Genomic DNA, 23,036 nt, shown 5'->3' on the forward strand with positions numbered 1-23,036 from the left:
GCAAGGCGTCGCGGCGACGCGGCAAAGGTCGAAGGGAAGTCATCGGCGCACCGGCTCGGCGATGACGGCCGAGGCCGCCTGTGCGGCGCCCTGGGGGTCGAGTGGCTGGCTTTCATCCTGCTGGCTCCTCCTGGTACCGCGATTCGGGGCCCCGCTGAACAGGTTGGCCCAGGTATCGAAGCGGCGGTTGAACAAGACCGACAAACCGTTGATGGACCCGCCCTTGGCAATCAGCGACCAGCGCCGCGAAAATTGCCAGGTCAGTTTCACCACGTTCGAGGCCGAGGTCAGGCTCTGCTCGTAGCCCACCGACATGCGTTCGGTGATGGCCTTGCCCATGCTGACCACCTGCTGGTCGTTCAGGCCGGCGGTGCTGGGCCCGATCGAGAATTCGTCGATGCCGAAATGCGAGACGATGCCCTTGCCGGCCCGGCCGCCGATCAGCCCCAGCGCGGCGCCGCCCAGCGCCGAGCCGCTCAGCTGGCGCTGCTGGCCGGCGCCGGCGCTTTCCGCGCCGTAGCCGAACATCAGCCACGACAGCTTGTCCTCGTCGGGCACGTTGGGCTCCGACACCAGCCGCACGCGCGGCAGCCGCACCGTGCCGGTGACTTCCACGCCGGCCTCGACCTCCTGGTTGCGACGCATGGCGCGGATGTTCATGTTCGGGTTGTCGATCGGCCCGTTGAAATTGATGATGCCGCGTTCGATGTCCAGCTTGCGTCCGAAGGCCTCGTAGGTGCCGTCGGTGACGCGCACCGTGCCGGTGGCCTTCATCGGCGCCAGCGGTTCGCTCTTCACGCCCATCTGCCCGGCCAGCAGCAGGTCCGCGCCGGCACCGCGGAAGCGGAAGTTGTTGCCGAGGTCGACGGTCAGGTCGATCACGGGGCTGAAGCGGCTGGCGGGCTTGCTTTCCGGCACCGGCGTGGCCGCGGTCTTGACCGCGCGCTGGTCCTTGCGCCGGATCACCACGACATCGTCGCCCAGCACCGGCGCCCCGGCCTTGGGCAGGTCGAACAGGCCGCGGTCGACGCGGAACTTGCCGCGGATCACCACCTGCTTGTTCTCGTTGGCGATGCTGGCATCGCCCGACACCACCAGGGTGCGTTCCGGGCTGGCGAACAGCTGCAGCTTGTCGGCGACGATCCTGCCGGTCAGGTTGGGATCGGCCTCGCCCAGCTTGACGTTGCCGGTGGCGGTGAGCTTGCCCTCGCCGCCATGGAACTCCACCTGCCTGAGCTCGACCGTGTTCTGGTCGAGCACCACGCGCACGGTGCCGTCGGTCAGGCGCAGCCCCTGGTCGTACAGCGTCACCGCAAGATTGTCACCGTTGATGGTGCCGGTCAGCAGCGGCGCCGCCACCGTGCCGGCCAGCCGCATCGCCGCAGCCAGGCGGCCGTCGAAGGCGTATTGCGGGCCGGTCAGCGCTTCCAGCGACTTCAGCCGCGGCACGTCGACGGTGACGGTGCCGCCCAGCGTCGAGGCCGGGCCCACGGTCTGCAACCCCTGCTCCTGCACCAGGCCGGCCGAGGCATCGACCACCACCTTGCCGATGCGGCCCGACACCATGCCGCCGCGCAGCGCGATGCGGTTGCCGCCGGCGTCGGCGCGCAGGCTGGTCTCGCCCAGGCCGAGCGTGGTGAAGCCCCGGCCCGCGTTGACCGACAGGTCGCCGCTGCGCCGGCGCAGTTCCGCAAAGCCGGTGGCGGTCTCGGCCAGCGCCAGGTTCCAGCGGCCGTCGATGACCAGATCGGAACGCACCGGCGGGCGCTCGCCGGTGATGGTTTCCATCAGCTCCAGCACGCGCGCCACCTGCAGGCCGTCGAGGCTGCCGGCGCTGCGGATGCGGCCGTGGTCCCAGTCGAGGCTGTCGATCACCAGCGTGGCGCGGTCCAGCAGCAGGCGCGTCGCGCCCAGGCGCACGCGCTGATCGGCCACCAGCAGCTGCGTCGGCGCGGCCAGGCGCAGGTTGACGGTGCCGCGCTCTTCCAGCGTGCGGATGGTGCCGTTCCAGCCGTCTTTGCCCCGCCACGCGCCCTGACCTGCCAGCGCCAGCTGCAGGGGCCGCTGGTTCAGGCTGCCGGCCGCCTTGACGTCGAAGGCGTGGCTGGCCTGGGTGCCGTTGAGGGTCGCGTCGAGCGTGGCGAGGCTGGCGTGCGGGCCGCGGTAGCCGCGCGCCGCCAGCTGCACCGACAGCGGGCCGTCGAGCCCGCCGCGGATCTCGGCGCGGCCGCTGGCGCTGGCCAGCTTGTGCGGGCCCAATTCCAGCGTTTGCGCGTTGTAGTCGGCCACTACCTCGGGCTTCTTCAGCGTGCCGGTGATGGTGGCGTCGAGCTTGAGCTTGCCGGCCACACCGAACTTCAGGCGCTCCAGCTGCGGCGCGTCGACCGCCAGCCTGAGCGCATCGCCGCGCGCGCCGAAGCTGCCGCGCAGGCTGGCCTGGTTGCCGGCCATGCTGAGCGCGGCCTCGCTCGGCAGCAGCCGCTCGCCGGCCAGGCGCAGCTTGCCGCCGCCGGTCATCGGCAGGCCCGCGTATTCGCTTTCATGCACGGCGAAGTCCAGCGCCACGCCCAGTTGCGGCGCGAGCTCGCCGGTCGCGCTGAAATCCGCATTGATCCGGCCCGCGGCCACCTTGGCCAGCCGCGACGGATCGAACGCCGACAGCTTGCCCTTGAAGCTGTACGGCTGCTTGTCCTTCAGCCCCAGCTTGCCTTCGGCGGTCAGCAGGCCGGTGCCGACCACGGCGCGCAGCGCGGCCAGGGTCACGGTCTCGGCATCCATGCTGGCGTCGGCAAATAGCTTGAGCTGGCCGCCGGACAGGTCCAGCGCCACGCTCTGGCGGCCCGGCTCGAGGCGGACCACCACCGGGCCCGACAGGCTGGCGCTGGTCAGCGAGCCATGCAGCGCCGCCGGGTCCAGCCGGCGCACGTCCAGGTCGAAGCCGCCGCGGCCGCCGCGCAGCGAGCCGCTGCCGGCGATCTCGGCCTTGCCCGCCAGCGCCACGCGCAGGTCCGACACCGCCTGCGCCGCCTCGCTCAGTTCCACGCGGGCGCGCACCGATTGCACCGGCAGCCGCTCCCGGTCGAGCGGGCCGGCCTCCAGGTTGCGGATCTCGATCTCGCCGGCGACTGCCAGCGGCGCCGACGCGGCCGCGGGGGCCGCGGGGGCCGAGGCCGCCGATGGCGCCGATGGCGCGGAGGCAGCCGGCGCGGAAGCCGCAGGCGCCGAAGCCCCCGCCGCATTGCTGCCGGCCGCCACGCCATCCACCGGCCGCAGCTCCGCATGCACGGTCAGGTTGGCCTGCGGCGCCGACCGGCTGAACAGGCGCGGGTTGATGCGGTCGCCATCGACCAGCAGGTGCGTGAACGGCACCTTGCCGAACGGCGTCAGGTCGGCGCCGGCACGCAGGTGGATGCGGTCGCCGCTGGCCTGCAGCTCGGCGCGCAAGGCATCGAGGTTGCCGTCGGCGGTGGCATTGACGGCAAAGGCCTCGTCCTGCCAGCTGCTTTCCAGCAAGGCCTCGGCGCTGAGCGCGAACGGCGCGGCGGCGCCCAGCTGCGCGTTGGCGGCGAGCTTGCCGTAAGGCGTTTCCAGCTTGTCGACGCTGACGCGGTGGTGCTGGCCGTCGCTGTGCAGCGCGCCTGACAGGTTGCCGAACACCATCGGCTCGGCCGTGGGCGCCGGGCCCTGCACCAGCGCCAGGCGCTCGAGCGTCAGCGCATCGACATCGACGGCCAGCGGCAGTTCGAGCGAAGCCGGCTTCTGCATCGGTCCGGTGCTGGGCTCCGACGGCCCCAGCCGCACTTCGGCCTTGCCGATGCGCAGCCATTGCACATGCAGCCGCCGGGGCTGCCAGCTCAGGTTCCAGCTGCCGTCGACGCGGTCGACCGTGACGCGCGTCTGGCCGCTGGCAAACACAACGTCGCGCAGGCGCAGGCCGTGCGCCACGGTGCCGCCTTCCAGGCGGCCGCTGAGCATGCCGGCCGACAGCCGCGTGGCCAGCGTCCACAGGTGGCGCGTGCCGGTTTCGGTGCGCAGCGCCGCCACGCCGGCAGCCGTAAGCACCACCACCAGCAACAGCAGGATGCCGGCCAGCCAGCCCAGCGCGCGCCACAGCCGCCGGCGCTTGCGCGGTGCCGGACCGGATGGCGGCGCGGCGTCGCCGCCGCCGGGCACGGAAGGCAGGTCGTGCACGTTCATCAGAACGCCACCCCCAGCGAGATATGCGGCCGGAACTGCTGCTCCTGGATGCCATAGCCCACGTCCAGCTGCAGCGGGCCCACCGGCGTGCGCCAGCGCACGCCGACGCCCACGCCGTTGTAGATGGTCACGCCGCGCAGGTCGTTGGCGGCGGTGCCGGCATCCCAGAACACGGCCACGCCCCAGTCCGGCTTGAACCAGTACTGGTACTCCAGGCTGCCGGTGGCCAGGTACTTGGCCGGCAGGATGCTGGCGCCGCTGGGCGTGCCGATCGACTGGTAGCTGTAGCCGCGGATCGAGTCGGTGCCGCCGGCGCGGAAGCGCAGCGTCGCCGGGATCTGGCTGGCGCTGTCGCCGGTCAGGTCGGCGCCCAGCTCCAGCCGCGCCACCACCAGGTCGCGCTTGCCCACCGGCACGTACTGGCGGATCCGGCCGTACAGCCGCAGGAAGGTGGCATCGCTGAGCAGGTTCTTGGCGGCCACCCCGATCTGGGTGTTGATCACGTTGCCGCGGCGCGGGAACACCGGGTTGTCGACATCGCGCCGGGTCCAGGCAAACGCCGGCACCAGCGCCTTGCTGATCTGGCTGGCCTGGCCCAGCGGCAGCAGCTTGTCGTAGTAGAAATCCAGCGACGTGGTCACGTCGTACTTCTCGCGCGAGCGCGAGCGCTTCAGGCCCGCGCGCAGGCTGGTGGTGTCGGTGTTCTCGATGTCGATGGTGCGCTCGTAGCTGCTGTAGACGCTGTTGCGGTAGGCACCGCGCGACGGCGGCATCGCCGCCTCGGCGAACAGGTAGGAACGCTTCTGCTCGATGCGCGCCTGCGAATCGAAGGTCCAGGCGCGGTTGAACAGGTTGTAGTAGGAATAGCGCCCTTCGACCTGCGCCCCGGTATCGGTGGTAAAGCCGACACCGCTGTTGAGCCGGTGCACCGGATATTCGCGCACGCGCACCGACACCGGCGCGGTGACCACACCGTCCGGGGCCTGCTCGGCATCCGGCGGCGGCTCCAGGTCGACCTGCACGTTGGAGAAATACGGCTGGTTCTGGATCGCGCGCTGCAGCTCCAGCAGCCGCTCCACCCGGTACGGCTCGCCCTCGCTGAGCGGGTTGACGTTATAGACGATCTGTTCCGGGTAGCGGCGCGTGCCCGTGACCTTGAGCGCGCCCAGCCGGTAGGCCGGGCCGCTGACATAGTGCGTCGACAGGTCCGCGCGCAGTTCGTCCGGCTCGATCCGCGCCTGCGACGCAGCCAGCCGCGCGCCGTAGTAGGTGTGGCTCTGCAACGTCACCAGCGCGTTTTCCTTGGCCTTGTCCCAGGCCTCCTGGCGGAACGGCTCGCCCGCGGGCAGGCCCCACTTGGCTTTCATCTCCGCCACCTGCTCGGGCGACTGGGTCGCGGCCGGGCCGGTCACCTGCAGGTCGACGTTGCGGATCAGCGTGCGCGCGCCGGGGTCCACCATCACATGGACCACGCGCTTGTCGCCCTCGCCCTCGACGCGGGTAGTGGTGGTCGGATCGAAATAGCCTTCGGTGGAGGCTAAGGCCCGCACCTGCTCGCCGACGGTCTCGACCATGTAGTCGAACTGGTCCTGGGACAGGTCGGCGCGGTCCTTGTAGCGGGCCAGGTCGAGGTGCTCCTCGAGCATCTCGCGGATCGGCTTGGGCGCTTCCACCTCGACCTTGTAGGCGGCCGGGGCCGCACTTGCGGCAAGGGCCAGCACCAGCGCTCCGAGCACGCCGAGTGCGCGCGCGGCGGGACGCCTGGCGGCACGGCCAGGCCAGTCAGCGGTGTTAGCGGTGTCTTGCGGCATCGCCCCATTGTCCACACATACAAAGTCGGTATTTGACCACACCCGGCCGCGCGCCCGGAACTTTCCCACGCGCTGCGGTGCCCTCGCGGCCTCCGGCTACAGTCTGGCGTGCATCCCGGGGGGCCGATACTGTAAAATCATGGCCCACTGTACCTATCTGGCGCCCGCACGGGTGCATCCCGGTTGAACATGGCCCTCTACGAATCCGATATCACCCAGTTCCTGAAGCAGCTCAAGCAAGAGCGCCCGACGCTGGAGGCCGAGCAGCGCGACGGCCGCGCCCTGCTGTGGGACAAGGCACCGATCGACCTCGAAGAGCGCGCCCGCGCCCAGGCTTCGCGCGTGGCGCAGAAGCCCTACGTCTACTCGCAGGACAACTGATTCCCGCCGCCCCAGAGCCCGGACCCGAGCCGACTGCACCATGAGCGCAGCCGACCAGGACAAGCTGCCGCTGCCCGTGGAGCTGCCCGCCGTGGCGCCCGCGGCCGCCGCCGGCCCGGCCGGCCCCGCCGACATGGTCGACGGGATGGCGTTCGCGCGCCTGTACGGCGAGCCGCTGTTCAAGCTGCCGCAGGACCTCTATATCCCGCCGGACGCGCTCGAGATCTTCCTCGAAGCCTTCGAAGGTCCGCTGGACCTGCTGCTGTACCTGATCCGCAAGCAGAACTTCAACGTCCTCGACATCCCGATGTCGCAGGTGACGCGGCAGTACCTGTCGTATATCGAGCAGATTCGCAAGACCAACCTGGAGCTGGCGGCGGAATACCTGCTGATGGCGGCGATGCTGATCGAGATCAAGTCGCGCATGCTGCTGCCGGTCAAGAAGGCCGACAGCGACGAGGAAGCCGAAGACCCCCGCGCCGAGCTGGTACGCCGCCTGCTGGAGTACGAGCAGATGAAGCTGGCCGCGCAGCGCCTCGATACGGTGCCGCAGCTGGGCCGCGACTTCCTGCGCTCGCAGGTGTATATCGAGCAGAGCCTGGCGCCGCGCTTTCCCGACGTGGAAACCGTCGACCTGCAGGCGGCCTGGGCCGACGTGCTCAAGCGCGCCAAGCTCAACCAGCACCACAAGATCTCGCGCGAGGAGCTGTCGGTGCGCGAGCATATGAGCCAGATCCTGCGCCGGCTGCAGCATGCGCGCTTCATGGAGTTCTCGGAGCTGTTCGAGGACGCGGTGCGCTCCGGCAAGGGCGTGCCGGTGGTGGTGGTGAACTTCATCGCCATGCTGGAACTGTCGCGCGAATCGCTGGTGGAGATCACCCAGGCCGAGCCGTTCGCGCCGATTTATGTGCGATTGGCGTACAGCCCCAGCTGACCCGTCCGAACCGCCGAGGCCAGCCCCGCCCCAGTTGATCTACAATCCGCCGACAGCCGGCCCAGACCGGCACGGCAGCCGCCGCGCGCCGCGGACCGGCGTCCGGGTCACCCCTACACGACCAGCACACCAAGGCAGATGAAAGTCATTTCCTCCATCCAAGAGCTGCGGGACCAGTTGCGCGGCCAGAACCGCGCCGCGTTTGTCCCCACCATGGGCAACCTGCACGAAGGCCACCTGTCGCTGATGCGCCTGGCGCGCCAGCACGGCGATCCGGTGGTGGCATCCATCTTCGTCAACCGCCTGCAGTTCGGCCCGAACGAGGATTTCGACAAGTACCCGCGCACGCTGCAGGACGACATCGAGAAACTGCAGAGCGAAGGCGTCTACGTGCTGTTCGCGCCTTCGGAGCGCGACATGTACCCCGAGCCCCAGGAATACCGCGTCGAGCCGCCGCACGACCTGGGCGATATCCTCGAAGGCGAGTTCCGCCCCGGCTTCTTCAAGGGCGTGTGCACGGTGGTGATGAAGCTGTTCTCGTGCGCGCAGCCGCGCGTGGCGGTGTTCGGCAAGAAGGACTACCAGCAGCTGATGATCGTGCGCCGCATGGTGCAGCAGTTTGCGCTGCCGATCGACATCATTCCCGCCGAGACCGTGCGCGCCGAAGACGGCCTGGCGCTGTCGTCGCGCAACCGTTACCTGAGTCCGGACGAGCGCGCCGAGGCACCCGTTCTGTACCGCACCCTGCACGACGTGCGCGACACGGTGCTGGGCGGCGACCGCGCCTCGGCCGACCTGCTGGCGGTGGAGGCCGGCGCCCGCGCGTCGCTGGAACAGCGTGGCTGGAAGCCGGACTATGTGTCGATCCGCAAGCGCGTCGACCTGCAAGCGCCGACGCGCGAGGAATTCCTCGCCGGCGAGCCGCTGGTGATCCTGACCGCGGCCAAACTGGGCGCGACCCGGTTGATCGACAACCTGGAAATCTGAGCGACGCAGCCGCGTCCGCCAAAGAAAGAAGGCAGGCCTTGCGCCTGCCTTTTTTCATGCCCCGCGCATGCCGGCGCGTTGCGCGCTCTTCACCACATGGCGCTGGTGGCCGCGCCGCCGCTTCCACCAGATCAGAGTGCCGGTCACGGCAAACGCCAGCGGCGCCAGCCCGAACAGCGTGATGAAGATCCGCCCCGGCAGGCCGAAGGCTTCGCCGGTATGCAGCGGAAACTGCCAGTTCAGCAGCGTGTCACCGGCGGGCGCCTGCTGCGGGTCGCGCACGCCCAGGGGCGCGCCGGTCCAGGCATCGAGCCAGAGCCGCGTCGCGCCGGTGTGCTGGCGCACCTCGCCGGGCTGGCACAGCCGGATCTCGAAGGCATCGCCGGGCTTGCGCGGGAAGCCGATGCGGGTCACCTGCGCCTGCGGGAACTGCGCCTGCGCGGCGGCCATGATCTCGCCCGCCTCCAGCGGCCGCGCGCCCGCCGGCGCCGGTGCCGAGACGTGCTTGGCCGGTGGCGTCACCGTCATCACCCCCGCCACGATCGGCGTCACCCACTTGGGCAGGTTCAGGTACCAGCCGGAAAACGCGATGATCGCCAGCACCGGCGCGGCCAGGATGCCGCCGGCGCGGTGCAGCGAGTAATTGAAGCGCGACCATGAACCGCCATGCGTAACGCGGAACGCCTGCACCACCGAGCGCAGCTTCATCTTGGGCCACCACGCTGCCACCCCGACCAGCGTGGTCAGCAACAGCAGCATGCCGGCCACGCCGGTGATGGTCTTGCCGGTATCGCCCGACAGCAGGTAGCGGTGCAGGTGGAACAGCGTGGGCAGCAGCAGCCGGCGCGACAGCCCCGCCTCGCCCCACACGCGCTCGCCCTTCACTGCCAGCGTGACCGGATCGACCATCACCTGGCGCGAGCGCCCCGGCACCACGCCGCCGGGCCCCTTGACCGGATACCAGGCGATAAAGACGCCGTCGGCATGGGTCGGCAGCATCAGCAGGTTGGGCTTGCCGTAGGGCGGCGCCGCCAGCCGCTCGGTCACGGCCTGGACCGTGTCCGGGGTCACCGGCGCGGTCATCGGCGCGGACGCCACCAGCAGGTCGGGATTAAGCCAGGCGTCGAGCTCATCGCGCCAGGCGATGGTCATGCCGGTCAGCCCCAACAGGACGAACAGCAGGCCGAGACTCAGGCCGATATAGCGATGCAGCTTGACGAGGACGACGCGCAGGCGGCCGGTAACCATGACGGGGTGAAGTACGTTGAGCGGACGCTGCAAGGCGCGGAATATGGCGCAAAAGCCATCTCCATGCCACGATGCGAATGCGAAGGATTCGCGATTCTAGCAGGGCCGCTGCTTGCCGCCGCGTGCCCGTCGCAACCTCAGCGCCACGACCTCAGCGCTGCAACGGCGCCAGCAGTGCCGCCAGGTCCAGGTGCGCCGCCATGGTGTCGGCCAGGCGTTCGATCGACGCTTCGCGCAGCGCGTCCAGGTCCACCGCCTGGGCCTGGTCCAGCCCCGCCCAGCGCAGCAGCGCCTGGCAGGCCGCGGGATCGTCGAACAGGCCGTGGACATAGGTGGCCAGCACCTGCCCGTCGGCCGAGCGCGCCCCGTCCGGGCGCATGGTGCCGTCGCCTCGGTCCAGCCACAGCGCCGGCTGCTCCAGGCCCTTGCCGGTGGTGACGCCGAGATGGATCTCGTAGCCGCGCACCGGTGCCCCGGCCGGGTCCGGCGCCAGCCGTCCGTGCACCTGGCGCAGCTGCTTGTCGGCGGCCAGCGTGGTTTCGTAATCGAGCCAGCCCAGGCCTGCGCTGCTGCCGGCGGGGCCTTCGCGGCCGTCGGGATCGTGCACCTGCCGCCCCAGCATCTGCATGCCGCCGCAGATGCCGATCAGCTTGCCGCCGTAGCGCAGGTGGCGCGCCAGCGCCGCGTCCCAGCCCTGGGCCCGCAGGAAGTCCAGGTCGCCGCGCACGTTCTTGCTGCCGGGCAGCACCACCAGGTCGGCCGGCGGGATCGGCCGGCCCGGGCCGACAAACTGCAGGTCCACCTGCGGGTGCGCGCGCAGCGCGTCGAAGTCGGTATGGTTGGCGATGCGCGGCAGCACCGGCACGATCACGCGCAGGCGCTGCGCGTCCTGGCCACCTTCGGCCTGCGCGCCGATGATGGCGTCCTCGGCGTCCAGGTGCAGGCCATGCAGGTACGGCAGCACGCCGAACACCGGCTTGCCGGTACGCGCCACCAGCCAGTCCAGTCCCGGCTCCAGCAGCCCGATATCGCCGCGGAAGCGGTTGATGATGAAGCCGGTCACGCGCGCGCGCTCGCTCTCGGACAGGCAGTCGAGCGTGCCCACCAGGTGCGCGAACACGCCGCCGCGATCGATGTCCGCGACCAGCACCACCGGGCAGTCGACCTGCTCGGCAAACCCCATGTTGGCGATGTCGCGCTCGCGCAGGTTGACCTCGGCCGGGCTGCCGGCGCCCTCCACCAGCACCACCTCGTAGGCCTGCGCCAGGCGCGCGTGCGAGGCCAGCACCGCCTGCATCGCCTGCGGCTTGTAGGCGTGGTAGGCGCGCGCGTCCAGGTCCAGCCGCGCGCGGCCGTGGATGATGACCTGGGCGCCGGTGTCGCTGCTGGGCTTGAGCAGCACCGGATTCATGTCGGTATGCGGCGCCAGCCGCGCGGCCTGCGCCTGCAGCGCCTGGGCCCGGCCGATCTCGCCGCCATCGGCGGTGACGGCGCTGTTCAGCGCCATGTTCTGCGGCTTGAACGGCACCACGCGCGTGCCGGCGCGCGCCAGCACCCGGCACAGGCCGGCGACGATGGTGCTCTTGCCGGCGTCGGAGGTGGTGCCCTGGACCATCAGGGTGCCGCGCAGGGCACCCGGAAAGCGGGATTGCGGAGAGTCGGGTTGCATCGGCGGATTATCGCACCGGCCCGCACGCGGGTCGTGCCATGCCCGGATGCGGCGGCTACAATACGCGGATGGAAACCCCGGCCATCGCACCCGCTAACGCATCCGGCATCGCCCCTGCCGCACAGCCGCGCGCTGCCGCCAGCGGGACCGGCGGCCGCCAGCTGACGCTGGTGCTGGGCGGCGCACGTTCCGGCAAGAGCCACTTTGCCGAACAGCTCGCCACCGACCACGCCACCCTTACCGGCGGGCCGGTCACCTACATCGCCACCGCGCACCAGGACCCGGCCCACGCCGACCAGGAACTGGAGGTGCGCATCGCGCTGCACCGCGCGCGCCGCCCCGCCGACTGGCGCCTGGTCGAAGAGCCGGTGCACCTGGCCGATGCGCTCTATGCCAACGCGCGCCACGACGGCTGCATCCTGGTGGATTGCATGACGCTGTGGATCAACAACCTGCTTTTCCCCGATGGCCGCAGCTATCCCGAGCATGGCGTGATCACGCCACCGGCGGCATTCACCGAAGAAATCGAGGCGCTGCTCAACGCACTGCCGACGCTGCCCGGCCACGTGATCCTGGTCTCGAACGAGATCGGCTTCGGCGTGATTCCGATGGGCGCCATTACCCGCTTCTATGTCGATGAACTGGGCCGCCTGAACCAGAAGCTGGCTGCCGCCGCCGACTGCGTGCGGCTGCTGGTGGCGGGCATCCCGGTGGCGGTAAAGGGGCCCGATCCCGCATGCTGATGCTGGCCTGGCCGGCATCCGTGGCAGCGGCATGGATCGGGGCACTGCTGGACCGCTGGCTCGGCGAGCCGCGCCGCTGGCATCCGCTGGTGGGCTTCGGCCGCATCGCGGCCGCATTGGAACGATGCCTCAACCCTCCCTCGCAACGTAATGCGCCATGGCGCCAGCGCCTTGCCGGGCTTGCCGGCTGGTGCGTGCTGGTGCTGGTCCCGGCCGCGCTGGCATGGTGGCTGGTGGCCGCCGCGGCCCGCTGGCATCCGCTCGCCGCGCTGGCGCTGCATGCGCTGGCGCTGTACGCGGCGCTGGGCGCGCGCAGCCTGCACCAGCATATCGCCCCGATTGCCGACGCGCTGGGCGCGGCCGACCTGCCCACCGCGCGCGCGCTGACCGCGCGCATCGTCTCGCGCGACACCGCCGATGCCGACGCCGAGGCGCTGGCCCGCGCCGCCTGCGAATCGGCGCTGGAGAACGGCAATGACGCGGTGTCCGGCGCGCTGTTCTGGTTCCTGGTCGGCGGCGCACCCGCTGTGATCGGATTCCGCCTGGCCAATACGCTCGATGCGATGTGGGGGTACCGCACGCCGCGGCTGCTGCATTTCGGCTGGGCCGCAGCGCGCCTCGACGATGCGCTCAACCTGGTGCCGGCACGGCTGACCGCGCTGTCATATGCGCTGCTCGGCGCCACCGGGCAGGCGCTGCGCTGCTGGCGCACCCAGGCCCCGGCGTGGTCGAGCCCCAATGCCGGCCCGGTGATGGCGGCGGGAGCCGGCGCGGTCGGCGTGCAGCTCGGCGGCCCGGCGCGCTATCACGGTGAAATCGAGCAACGCCCGCCGCTTGGCACCGGCACCGCGCCGCAGGCGGCGCATGTGATGGCCTGCCTGCGGCTGGTCGAACGCACGCTATGGCTGTGGCTGGCGCTGGCCGGCGCCAGCGCGCTCGCTGCACTGACGGCATCCGCACCGGCATGAGCACCGCCCTGCCCCCGATCCGCCATGGCGGCGACCTGCTCGCCGCGGTGCGCCGCTACGGCCGCCCGGCCGACGACTGGCTCGACCTGTCCACCGGCATCAACCCCGACGGCTATGCGGTGCCCGCGCTGCCGCCGCAGGTGTGGCAACGCTTGCCACAGGACGACGATGGCCTGGCCGAACTGGCCGCGGCGGCATGCGGCGCGCCCCATGCCCTGCCGGTGGCCGGCTCGCAGGCCGCGATCCGTACGCTGCCGGCGCTGCTGCGCCCGGGGCGGGTCGGCATCGCCGCGCTGGGGTACAGCGAATACGCGCCGGCGTTCGCCGCCGCGGGGCACACCGTGGTGCTGCTAAACGAAGCCGACTTCGCCCGGCCCGATTTGGCCGACGCGCTCGATCATCTGGTCGTCGTCAACCCCAACAACCCGACCGCGCGCGTGCTGCCAGCCGCCACGCTGCTGCACTGGCATGCCGCGCTGGCAGCGCGCGGCGGCACGCTGCTGGTCGACGAAGCCTTTATCGATTGCCTGCCCGGCGGTTCCGTCGCCGCGCACAGCGGCGCGCCCGGGCTGGTGGTGCTGCGCTCGATCGGCAAGTTCTACGGCCTGGCCGGCATCCGCTGCGGCTTCGTGCTGGCGCAAGCGGCGCTGCTGGACACGCTGCGCGCGCGCCTGGGCCACTGGACCGTCGCCGGCCCCGCGCGCGCGGTGGCACGCCGCGCGCTGGCCGACCAGCCGTGGCAGCAGGCCACTCGTGACCGGCTGCAAGCGTGCGGGGCGCGACTGGCCGCCGTGCTGGAACACCACGGCCTGGCGCCGGTGATGCATCCCTTGTTCTGCTGGGTCCCGCATCGGGACGCGGCGCAGCTGCAACACGCGCTGGCGCGGCACGGCGTCTGGACCCGTTATTTCGATGCCGCCGGCGGCTGCGCGCCGAGCCTGCGACTTGGCCTGCCACCGGACCAGCCGCTGGCCTGGCAGCGGCTGGACGCGGCACTGGCGGCCGCTGCCTGACCTTGACCATGCCATGCCGAATCGCCTGACTCCTTTCCTCGCCTCCGCCCTGCTGCTCGCGGCGCTGCCCGCCGCCGCCACGGTCTCCGCCATCGACGACGCCGGCCAGACCGTGACCCTGGCGCAACCGGCGCGCCGCGTGGTCTCGCTGGCGCCGCATGTTACCGAGATGCTGTTCGCCGCGGGCGGGGGCGACCGCATCGTCGGCACCGTCAACTACAGCGATTACCCGCCGCAGGCGCGCGCGATCACGCGCGTCGGCGACAACAAGGCGCTGGACCTGGAGCGCATTGCCGCGCTCAAGCCCGACCTGATCGTGGTGTGGCGCCACGGCAATGCGCAGAAGCAGGCCGACCGCTTGCGCGCGCTCGGCATCCCGATGTTCTACAGCGAGCCGCGAAGGCTGGCGACAATCCCGGACAACATCGAGAAACTCGGCACGCTGCTGGGCACCGAAGCCACCGCGCGGCGCGCCGCCGACGGCTTTCGCCAGCAAGTGGAAACGCTACGCAAGACCTATGCGGCACGCCCGCCGGTGACGGTGTTCTACCAGGTCTGGCAGCAGCCGCTGATGACGCTCAACGGCCAGCACCTGGTCAGCGACATGCTGGCGCTGTGCGGCGGCCGCAACCTGTTCGCGGCCGAGACGCCGCTGGTGCCGACTGTGTCGGTCGAAGCGGTGATCGCGGGCAATCCCGAAGCGATGGTGACGGCGGGCATGGGCGCCACGCGCTCGGACCAGCCGCTGCCGGATTTCGAGATGTGGCGGCGCTGGAAGCAGGTCACGGCAGTGGCGCGCAACAACCTGTTCGTGATCGACGGCGACCTGCTCAACCGTGCCGGCCCGCGCGTGGTGCAGGGCGCGGCGCAGCTGTGCAAGGACCTCGACACCGCGCGCAGCCAACGGCCCGCGCGCTGATCAGCCGGCGCGGTTCCACCAGCCCAGCCGTGCTCCGCCCTGCTTCAGCCTGAAGCCGCAGCTGGCGCCAAAACCCAGTTCCCAACTGACCGTGGTCGACAGCGGCACGCCCAGCCAGTGCGCCGCCAGCATGCGCATCGGCCCGGCATGGCCGACTACCCACAGACATTGCGCGCGAGCTTCGGCCAGCGTCGCGGCCCAGCCAACCACCCGCGCCATCGCCTGTGCCGGCGATTCGCCGCCATGTGGACGCGCATGCAGCAGGTCGGCCGCCCACTGGTCGAGCGCGCCGCGGTCGATCGCATCCCAGGCCACGCCCTCCCAGCTGCCGAAGTCGATTTCGCGCAGGGCGGGTTCGGTGTCGATGTCCGGCACGCCGCCGGGCCATGCCCGGGCCAGTGCCTGGGCCGTGCCCAGCGCGCGTGCGAGCGGGCTGGCAACGATGCGATCGGGAGCCGGCAGGCCGCTGACGATACGCGCCGCGGGCGGCGTCAGCGGCGCCAGCAGCGGCAGGTCGAGGCCGCCATAGCAGGTGCCTGCCGGCACCTGCGGCTGCGCATGCCGGATCAGGACCACGTCCATGCGGCGGCCACCAGGTAGAGTCCGATCTCGGCGCATTGCTGGGCCATGCCGAGGCAATCCCCGGTATAGCCGCCGATGCGGCGCACGAAGTAGCGGCCTAGCAGCAGGCGCAGCACCAGCAGCATCCCGACCGCCACCGCGCAGAAACCTGGCGACACCAGCCACAGCGGCACCAGCCCGCACAGCAGCGCGAACACCAGGCCCGCGCCGGCCAGCTTCTGCGCCACCGGCTTGGCCTTGCCCTCGGGGCGCACATAGGCCAGCGTGGCGAGATAGCTGACCGCCATTGCGCGGCTGGCGGCATGCGCGGCGACCAGCACGGCAACCAGCACCGCGATGCCGCCTCGCCCGGCGATCGTCACCAGGAGCTGCCACTTCAGCAGCAGCGCCACCACCAGCGCAATCGCGCCGAACGCGCCGATGCGCGAGTCGTGCATGATGCGCAGCACGTCGTCGCGCTGCCACGCACCACCGAAGGCATCGACGCAATCGGCCAGCCCGTCTTCATGGAAGGCGCCGGTCAGCAGCAGCGTCGCGGCCATGCCCAGCAGCACGGCCACGCCGGGCGGCCACCACAGCGCCGCCCCCCAGGTGACCAGCGCGCCCGCGCCGCCCACCAGTAGCCCGACCAGCGGGAAATAGCGCGCCGCGGCGTGCAGGTAACACGGTTCGAATCCGACCCAGCGCGCCAGCCAGCCCGGCAGCGGCACGCGCGTAAAGTAGCCCAGCGCCGTCAGGAAATAGCGCAGTTCGCCGGCCACGCCCGCGGGGGCGCGGGGTTCGGGGCCGGGTTCGGGCATGGGCACCGGGTCGGTCGGCGCGCTCATGGCGAGGCGGTGCTGACGCCGGCGCCGCTGAAGGTGGCCATCTCGTTCAGGAACGCCGCGGCCGAGGCCAGCAGCGGCCACGCCAGCGCGCAGCCGGTGCCTTCGCCCAGGCGCAGGTCCAGCGCCAGCAGCGGCGCGGCCTCGAACTGGGCCAGCAGCGCGCGGTGGCCGCGCTCGTGCGAGCAGTGCGTGAACACGCAGTACGGCAGCACGTTGGGGTCCAGCCGCTGCGCCACCAGCAGCGCCGCCGTGGCGATAAAGCCGTCGACCAGGATCACCATGCGGCTGGCCGCGGCGGCCAGGAAGGCGCCGGCCATCATCGCGATCTCGAAGCCGCCGAAGGTGGCCAGCACGTCCAGCGGTGCCTGCGCATCGGCGTGCCGCGCCAGCGCGCCGGCCAGCACCTCGCGCTTGCGCGCCAGGCCGGCGTCGTCCAGCCCGGTGCCGCGCCCGATGCAATCCTCCAGCGGCAGGCCGGTCAGCCGCTGCATCAGGCACGCGGCGGCCGAGGTGTTGGCGATGCCCATCTCGCCGAAGCCGATCACGTTGCAGCCCTGCTGCGCATGGCGCAGCACGCGCGCCATGCCGGCGGTCATCGCCGCGGCCGCCTGTGCCGGCGTCATCGCGGGCTCGCTGGCAAAGTTGCGGGTGCCGTCGGCGATGCGGCAGTTGACCAGCCCCGGCGCCGCCGGCAGCGGCACGCGCACCCCGGCGTCGACGATCTCCAGCGCAATGCCGTGCTGGCGCGAGAACACGTTGATGGCCGCGCCGCCGGCGAGGAAGTTCTGCACCATCTGCGCCGTGACCTCGGCCGGATAGGCGCTGACACCGGCGTCGGCCACGCCATGGTCGGCGGCGAACACGATCACCGTGGGCCGGCGCAGCACCGGCCGCGCGCTGCCCTGGATCAGGCCCAGCTGCAGGGCCAATGCTTCAAGCCGGCCGAGCGCGCCGAGCGGCTTGGTCTTGTCGTCGATGGCGGCCTGCAGCACCGGGCGCAGCGCATGGTCGAGCGGAGGGATTTCGGGAAACTGCATGATGCGGATACTCAGAAAGAAAACGGGCTACATTTCCACGCCGCGCTGGGCCTTGATGCCCTGCTGGAACGCGTGCTTGACCGGGGTCATGTCGGTGACGGTGTCGGCCGCCTCCACCAGCGCCGGCGGCGCGCCGCGGCCGGTAATGACCACGTGCTGCATCGGCGGGCGCGCGCGCAGGTCGGCGATGACCTGCTCCACATCAAGATAGTGCAGCTTGAGCGCGATGTTGAGCTCGTCGAACAACACCAGGCCGATACCGGGATCGCGCAGCATGGCGCGCGCCACCTCCCACGCGGCCTCGGCCTTGGCCACGTCGCGGGCACGGTCCTGGGTTTCCCAGGTATAGCCCTCGCCCATCACGTGGAAGGCGCATTCGTCGGGAAAGCGGCGCAGGAACATTTCTTCGCCGGTCGGCTGCGCACCCTTGATGAACTGGACCACGCCGGTGCGCATGCCGTGGCCGAGCGCGCGCACCACCATGCCGAAGCCGGAGCTGGACTTGCCCTTGCCGTTGCCGGTGGTGATGACGATCACGCCGCGCTCGTCCTGCGCGGCGGCGATCCTGGCGTCGACGACTTCCTTCTTGCGCACCATGCGCGCCTTGTGGCGGGCATCGCGGTCGGGGTCCTGCGCGGCGGGATTGTGGTTTTCAGTCATGGTGTGAGTTCGGTGTGGTCAGGCGCGCGCCGTCGGGAATCAGCGCGGTATGGGCGCCGTCGCTGACGCTGACGATGGCGGTACGCAGCGCGCGCGAGCAGTGTTCGGGGGTCAGCACCTGCGCGGCGGGGCCGTGCAGTGTCGTGCCGTCTTCGGCCATCAGCAGGGCATGGGTGGCGTAGCGCAGCGCCAGCGTCAGGTCGTGCAGGATCACCACGATGGCGTGGCGCCTCGCCCTGGCCAGCGCGGCCAGCTGCTCCAGCACCAGGATCTGGTGGCGCAGGTCCAGGTGCGAAACCGGCTCGTCCAGCAACAGCAGCGGCGCCTGCTGCGCCAGCGCCGCGGCCAGCGACACGCGCTGGCGCTCGCCGCCGGACAGGGTCAGCACATCGCGCGCGGCCAGTGCCTCGATATCCATGGCACGGATCACGTCGTGCACGATGCGGTCGTCCTCGCGCCCGCTCCAGCCCCAGCCGGACAGGTGCGGATGGCGGCCCACGCGCACGGCGTCGAGCACCGGCATCGGGAAGGTGTCGTGCACCGCTTGCGGCAGGTAGGCGCGCTGGCGCGCCAGCAGCGCGGGGTCGACCAGCGCCGGCGCGGCACCGTCGATCTCGACGCTGCCACCGTCGGCGTGACGCAACCCGGCCAGCACCGTCATCAGCGTGGACTTGCCGGCGCCATTGGGGCCGGCGATGCACCACAGCTCGCCCGGGCCGATGGCCAGGCTCAGGCGCTCCACCAGCACGCGCTGGCTGGTGCGCAGGCGCAGCTCGCGCAGCGCCAGCCGCGGACAGGCAGCGAGCGGAACGGACCAGTGCGCGCCCGAGCTCATCGCGGCCTCCGCAACAACAGGTACAGGAAGGTCGGCACGCCCAGCAGCCCGGTGATCACCCCTACCGGCAGTTGCGCCGGCGCCACCACGGTGCGCGCGATCAGGTCGGCCGCCATCAGCAGCGCCCCGCCCAACAGCGTCGCGGCCGGCAGCAGCAGGCGCTGGTCGTTGCCCCAGGCCAGCCGCACCAGGTGCGGCACTACCAGCCCGACAAAGCCGATCGAGCCGGCGGTGGTGATGGCCGCGGCAATGCACAGCGATGCCAGCATGAAGGTTGCCAGCCGCACGCGGCCCACGCGCACGCCAAGCGCCTGCGCCACGGTCTCGCCGAGCAGCATCACGTTGAGCGCGCGCGCCATCGGCATGGCCAGCAGCAGCGCCGCTACCAGCATGGCCAGCGCGCCGCCGTAGCTGGCGGTACCGCCCAGGTCGCCAGTGAGCCAGAACAGCATGCCGCGCAGGCGCGACTCCGGCGCGACCGACAGGATCAGCGTGATGACCGCGCCCCAGCCGGCAGCCAGGATCACGCCGGTCAGCAGCAGCCGCGCGCCGGCTTCGCGGTGCCCGCCCTGCACCTGCGGGTGCAGCAGGTCGCGCCGCGCCAGCGAAGCCACCAGCACCATCGCCAGCAGGGCGCCGAGCGCCGCGGCCGCCTGCACGCCCCACCACGGCGCCAGCGCCAGCATCGCCAGCAGCGCGGCGGTGGAGGCACCGCCCGATACGCCCAGCACGTAAGGCTCGGCCAGCGGGTTGCGCAGCAGCACTTGCATCAGTGCACCGGACAGGGCCAGCAGCCCGCCGCAGGCAAAGGCCGCGGCCGCGCGCGGCAGGCGCAACTCATGCACGATGGCGCCGGCGGTGCCGGTGTCGGCGCCGCTCAGCGCCAGCCACAGCGCGCGCGCATCGAGCGCAACGCTGCCCAGCGCCAGCGACAGGGCAAACGCCAGCAGCGCCGCAAACGCCAGCGCCAGCCAGATCGCCAGAGCGCGCCGGAATTCAGACATGGCGCGCCCGCGCGCTCATCGCTGGCGCCAGCCCAGCGTGATGAAACCCGCGCGCCCCTGCGTGTTGTAGGGGTAGGCGAGCTGGTAGTCCTTGTCGAACAGGTTTTCGACGCGGGCGGCGATGAACCATTGCTTGTCGATGTTGTAGCGGGCGGTGAGGTTGACGATACCGTATCCGCCCAGCCGGCGCGAGCCGGCATCCATGCGCGACGACGACAGCAGCCATTCGCCGCCGAAGCGCCAGCTGCCGATATCGCGGCCGACGTCCAGCGCGGCATGGCGGCGCGCGCGGCGCAGCAACTGGGTGTTGGTCTGCTCGTCGACCGGGTTCTGGAAGGTCACGCTGGCGCCGAGGTCGGTGCCGTAGATGCGGGCGCGCCACGAGGCCTCGATACCCTGCACCTTGGCCTGGTTGACGTTCTGCGCGAGGAACATGCCGTTGGGCTGCTGTGCCGACACGATCAGGTCGTGGTAGCGGGTCTCGAACGCGGTCACGCGCAGCAGGCCGGCGCTGGCGGTGGTGTACTGCACGCCGGCCTCGACCGACTTGGCGCGCTCGGGCTGCAGGTTGGGCTGGCCGAAGTTGGGGTAGTACAGCTCGTTGAAGGTCGGCGCGCGGAAGGCATTGCTGACGCTGGCGATCAGCTTGAACGCGTCGGTAAGGTTGTAGCCGTAGCCGGCGAAGAAGCTGCCCTGGTTGCCGAAGTCGGAATAGTGGTCGTTGCGCGCGTTGAGCTGCAGCTGGTGCTTGCCGAAGCGCCCGTCATAACCGCCGAACACCGAGAACACATTGCGCGTCGGCGCGCCGTAGGCGCTGGAATCCAGTTCCTGCTGCAGGTAGTCGGTGCCGAACAGCAGCGTGTGGCCGGCGGCCAGCGCGTACTCGTTCTGCCAGTTGAACTGGCGGTTGCGGGTATTGAAGGTGCCGTTGGGCCTGCCGTTGAGGAAGGTATCGCTGCGGTCCTCGCTCTGCGACAGCTTGAAATGCGTGGTCCAGTCGGTGCCCAGCTTGCCGTTGACGAAGGCCGACAGCGTGTACAGCTCACTGTCGGTGCGGTTCTCGTCGGTGGGACGGCCGAAGGCGCTGTCGAACGACAGCTTGCTCTTCGAGTAGTAGCCGGTGATGCCGGCATCCCAGTTGGGCGTGAAGCGGTGCTTCACCTGCCCCGACACGCTCTGGTTCTCGTACGGGTTGTCGTTGGGGTTGGCGCGCGGCGCCTGCTTCGTATTGATCGACGAGAAGCCGTCGGTCTTGAACGCCGAGCCGGTCAGGTTGAACGAGGTGTCGCCGACCTGGCCGCCATAGCCGACCGTGCCCTGGCGCGTGTTGTTGCTGCCGTACTCGATAGCGGCGTTGGCCGCCGGCGCCTGGCCCGCGCCGCTCTTGGTGAAGATCTGCACCACGCCGCCGATCGCGTCCGAGCCGTACAGCGCCGAGACGTTGCCACGCACCACCTCGATGCGGTCGATCTGGTCGGGCAGGATATTGGCCAGCTGCGCGGTGCCGCTGCTGGCCGACGACACCCGCACGCCATCGACCAGGATCAGGGTCTGGTTGGAGTTGGCGCCGCGCATGAACAGCGAGGTATTGCTGCCCATGCCGCCGTTGGTCGCGAACTCCACACCCGCCTGGCTGCGCAGCAGCGTGCGCAGGTCGGGTGCCTGTGCATTGGCGATGTCCTGCTGCGTGACCACCGTGGTATGCGGCAGCGCCTCGGTGATCGACTGCGCGGTGCGGGTGGAAGTGACCACCACCGGTGCAAGCTGCGCGGTGCGGCTGTCCGCCGTCTGGGCGGAAGCGGTACCGGGAACGAGGGTGAACGAGGCCATGGCCGCCAGGATGGCGGGCACGGACGGACGCACCGCCGGGCTTGCCGGGCGGGTCGACCTGTGAAGCGATGAACGCATGATGCAGGACTGGATAGGAACGGCCGGGCCCGTTCCCCCGCGGGCCATATGGCGATGAGGCGTGCCGCGCACGGGCGGCAGCCCGCGTTCAGGCCGGTATCCGGGCTGGCGACACGGAACCGGCGCCTTCCCGAACCTGCGGTTCAGTGGCGTGTGGCCGGTCCTGCGGGCATGTGGCCTGGCATCCGATGACGGATCGGGCCTTGCCAGCGATGTGGCTGGCGCATGCGCACCGCGGTCGCTTACCGTTGCGGGGGCAGCACAGGTTGGCCTGTCCGGCGCGCAGCCGGCCCGGCTCCCTGTTTCCCGTTGAACTGCCCCTTCGCCACGGACGAAAAGGGCGAGCACCTGGAACGTGCGCGAGTCTATGGCGTTTCGCCCCCCGCGTCAACGCGGCAACCCCACTGCGCGCATGGGTCGCGTGGTAGCGTTTTGTCACACTCTCGCGGCGTCTTGGGTGCAGAAGCCTGCAACTTCCATGCGGGCGGCCGGTCACAAACCTTTCCTCCGCATTGTGCATGCCGGCGCATCGGCTAGAATCGCGATACCTGACACTACTCCCATCATGACAGGCCCTATGCTCACCGAACTCGAACAACTGGCCGCCAAGATCGGGCGCGTGCTGCACCATGCGGACACCCTGGCGGCGGAGAACCAGCGGCTGCGCGACGAGATCGCGCGGCTGGAGGGCGAAGCCGCGCAGTTGCGCGGCGAGCGGGAGGCCATGGCCGCCGACCGCGAACTGCTCAACATCAAGATCGAGGAAGCGCAGCTGCGCATCCAGTCCATCCTTGACAAGCTGCCGACCGCAAGCGACACGCGCCAGCTCGACCTGCTCGGCGAAGAGGCCGTGGCGCAGGGCGCCGACACGCACAAGGCCCCCGGAGAACACGCATGAGCAACAAGCAAGTCGAAGTCAACATCGCCGGCCAGGCCTACCGCTTCGCCATCGCGCCCGAGAACGAGGCCGCGCTGCTCGAGGCCGTGGCCCTGGTCGACACGCAGATGAACAAGCTGCGCAGCGGCAGCGCGGCCAAGGGCGTCGAGCGCGTGGCGGTGATGGCCGCGATCAGCATTGCCTCGGACCTGTTGTCGATGCAGCGCAAGCAGCAGGCCGAAGGCGCGATCCCGGTCGACGCCATCCGCGCGCGCATCCGTGAACTGAACGACCGCGCCGACGAAGCGCTGCGGCAATATGCCCACGTGGGCACCGGTACGCGCGGCTGAGCGGCATTGGTTGGATGTGCTGCGGATGCCGCGCTGTCGCGCAAAATGTAACGACACGCGCGAGCGCACTTGGTATGCCCTGCGAC

20 protein-coding genes and 1 riboswitch are annotated in these 23,036 nt (G+C 70.8%); of the genes, 9 read left to right on the forward strand and 11 right to left on the reverse strand.

All coding sequences use genetic code 11. The annotated features are described in order from the left end of the window. Positions 1–39: 39 nt before the first annotated feature. Both MKD50_RS05490 and MKD50_RS05495 read right to left on the reverse strand, forming a co-directional pair. The gene (locus tag MKD50_RS05490; RefSeq protein ID WP_252666612.1) at positions 40–4,197 is read right to left on the reverse strand and encodes a translocation/assembly module TamB domain-containing protein; all 4,158 of its coding nucleotides are present in this window, start codon (positions 4,195–4,197) and stop codon (positions 40–42) included. Continuing rightward, complete coding sequence (locus tag MKD50_RS05495) at positions 4,197–6,008, reverse strand: autotransporter assembly complex protein TamA (RefSeq protein ID WP_252666613.1); 1,812 nt, start codon at positions 6,006–6,008, stop codon at positions 4,197–4,199. Before MKD50_RS05495 ends, MKD50_RS05490 begins: the two co-directional genes overlap by 1 nt. A gap of 189 nt (positions 6,009–6,197) precedes the next feature. Here MKD50_RS05495 and MKD50_RS05500 point away from each other — a divergent pair, with 189 nt between their 5' ends. The 3 genes from MKD50_RS05500 (at position 6,198) to panC (ending at position 8,310) form a co-directional block, all read left to right on the forward strand. Continuing rightward, the gene (locus MKD50_RS05500; protein WP_018008060.1) at positions 6,198–6,389 is read left to right on the forward strand and encodes a DUF3460 family protein; all 192 of its coding nucleotides are present in this window, start codon (positions 6,198–6,200) and stop codon (positions 6,387–6,389) included. A 40-nt stretch (positions 6,390–6,429) separates the two neighbouring features. Beyond that, positions 6,430–7,323, forward strand: coding sequence for a segregation and condensation protein A (locus MKD50_RS05505; RefSeq protein ID WP_115704430.1), 894 nt, complete (start codon positions 6,430–6,432; stop codon positions 7,321–7,323). Between the two features lie 138 nt (positions 7,324–7,461). Beyond that, positions 7,462–8,310, forward strand: a complete 849-nt coding sequence (gene panC, locus MKD50_RS05510; RefSeq protein WP_115704432.1) for a pantoate--beta-alanine ligase — start codon at positions 7,462–7,464, stop codon at positions 8,308–8,310. Positions 8,311–8,364: 54 nt separating this feature from the next. On the opposite strand, the gene MKD50_RS05515 is transcribed toward panC, so the two are convergent. Next, on the reverse strand, positions 8,365–9,558 hold the full coding sequence (locus tag MKD50_RS05515; protein WP_252666614.1) for a PepSY-associated TM helix domain-containing protein: 1,194 nt from the start codon (positions 9,556–9,558) through the stop codon (positions 8,365–8,367). A 151-nt stretch (positions 9,559–9,709) separates the two neighbouring features. After that, a complete protein-coding gene (locus tag MKD50_RS05520) occupies positions 9,710–11,227 on the reverse strand; it encodes a cobyric acid synthase (protein WP_240072529.1) in 1,518 nt (505 codons plus the stop codon). Positions 11,228–11,295: 68 nt separating this feature from the next. Between MKD50_RS05520 and cobU the strand changes: the two genes are divergently transcribed. From cobU to MKD50_RS05540, 4 genes are read left to right on the forward strand one after another with little or no spacing between them, the layout of a single operon-like run. Next, positions 11,296–11,970 carry a bifunctional adenosylcobinamide kinase/adenosylcobinamide-phosphate guanylyltransferase gene (gene cobU, locus MKD50_RS05525; protein WP_371925289.1) on the forward strand — a complete coding sequence of 225 codons (675 nt, stop codon included), beginning with the start codon at positions 11,296–11,298 and terminating at the stop codon, positions 11,968–11,970. Beyond that, entirely contained in the window at positions 11,964–12,938 is a 975-nt protein-coding gene (gene cbiB / locus MKD50_RS05530) for an adenosylcobinamide-phosphate synthase CbiB (RefSeq protein WP_252666615.1), read from the forward strand. The genes cobU and cbiB overlap by 7 nt, the downstream gene beginning before the upstream one ends. Beyond that, the gene (cobD, locus tag MKD50_RS05535) at positions 12,935–13,951 is read left to right on the forward strand and encodes a threonine-phosphate decarboxylase CobD (protein WP_252666616.1); all 1,017 of its coding nucleotides are present in this window, start codon (positions 12,935–12,937) and stop codon (positions 13,949–13,951) included. Before cbiB ends, cobD begins: the two co-directional genes overlap by 4 nt. Positions 13,952–13,964: 13 nt before the next feature. Beyond that, on the forward strand, positions 13,965–14,870 hold the full coding sequence (locus MKD50_RS05540; RefSeq protein ID WP_115704702.1) for a cobalamin-binding protein: 906 nt from the start codon (positions 13,965–13,967) through the stop codon (positions 14,868–14,870). Here MKD50_RS05540 and MKD50_RS05545 read toward each other — a convergent pair whose 3' ends face one another. From MKD50_RS05545 to MKD50_RS05575, 7 genes are read right to left on the reverse strand one after another with little or no spacing between them, the layout of a single operon-like run. Beyond that, positions 14,871–15,452 (reverse strand): histidine phosphatase family protein, encoded by a 582-nt coding sequence (locus MKD50_RS05545; protein WP_240072533.1) that lies wholly within the window; start codon positions 15,450–15,452, stop codon positions 14,871–14,873. It abuts the gene before it with no gap. Next, positions 15,437–16,279 (reverse strand): adenosylcobinamide-GDP ribazoletransferase, encoded by an 843-nt coding sequence (locus MKD50_RS05550; protein ID WP_371925290.1) that lies wholly within the window; start codon positions 16,277–16,279, stop codon positions 15,437–15,439. Before MKD50_RS05550 ends, MKD50_RS05545 begins: the two co-directional genes overlap by 16 nt. Beyond that, positions 16,276–17,316 carry a nicotinate-nucleotide--dimethylbenzimidazole phosphoribosyltransferase gene (gene cobT / locus MKD50_RS05555; protein ID WP_252666617.1) on the reverse strand — a complete coding sequence of 347 codons (1,041 nt, stop codon included), beginning with the start codon at positions 17,314–17,316 and terminating at the stop codon, positions 16,276–16,278. Before cobT ends, MKD50_RS05550 begins: the two co-directional genes overlap by 4 nt. 27 nt (positions 17,317–17,343) lie before the next feature. Further along, complete coding sequence (gene cobO, locus MKD50_RS05560) at positions 17,344–17,976, reverse strand: cob(I)yrinic acid a,c-diamide adenosyltransferase (RefSeq protein WP_252666618.1); 633 nt, start codon at positions 17,974–17,976, stop codon at positions 17,344–17,346. Next, positions 17,969–18,811, reverse strand: a complete 843-nt coding sequence (locus MKD50_RS05565; protein ID WP_115704449.1) for an ABC transporter ATP-binding protein — start codon at positions 18,809–18,811, stop codon at positions 17,969–17,971. The genes cobO and MKD50_RS05565 overlap by 8 nt, the downstream gene beginning before the upstream one ends. Next, on the reverse strand, positions 18,808–19,815 hold the full coding sequence (locus MKD50_RS05570) for a FecCD family ABC transporter permease (protein WP_115704451.1): 1,008 nt from the start codon (positions 19,813–19,815) through the stop codon (positions 18,808–18,810). The genes MKD50_RS05565 and MKD50_RS05570 overlap by 4 nt, the downstream gene beginning before the upstream one ends. A gap of 15 nt (positions 19,816–19,830) precedes the next feature. Further along, positions 19,831–21,723, reverse strand: a complete 1,893-nt coding sequence (locus MKD50_RS05575) for a TonB-dependent receptor domain-containing protein (RefSeq protein ID WP_252666619.1) — start codon at positions 21,721–21,723, stop codon at positions 19,831–19,833. Positions 21,724–21,797: 74 nt separating this feature from the next. After that, positions 21,798–22,091, reverse strand: a riboswitch (cobalamin riboswitch). A gap of 209 nt (positions 22,092–22,300) precedes the next feature. Between MKD50_RS05575 and MKD50_RS05580 the strand changes: the two genes are divergently transcribed. Both MKD50_RS05580 and MKD50_RS05585 read left to right on the forward strand, forming a co-directional pair. Further along, entirely contained in the window at positions 22,301–22,621 is a 321-nt protein-coding gene (locus MKD50_RS05580; protein WP_115704455.1) for a hypothetical protein, read from the forward strand. Continuing rightward, the gene (locus MKD50_RS05585) at positions 22,618–22,950 is read left to right on the forward strand and encodes a cell division protein ZapA (RefSeq protein WP_115704457.1); all 333 of its coding nucleotides are present in this window, start codon (positions 22,618–22,620) and stop codon (positions 22,948–22,950) included. Before MKD50_RS05580 ends, MKD50_RS05585 begins: the two co-directional genes overlap by 4 nt. Positions 22,951–23,036 lie beyond the last annotated feature (86 nt).

The organism is Cupriavidus mimosae (assembly GCF_023952485.1).
Lineage (GTDB): Bacteria > Pseudomonadota > Gammaproteobacteria > Burkholderiales > Burkholderiaceae > Cupriavidus > Cupriavidus taiwanensis_C.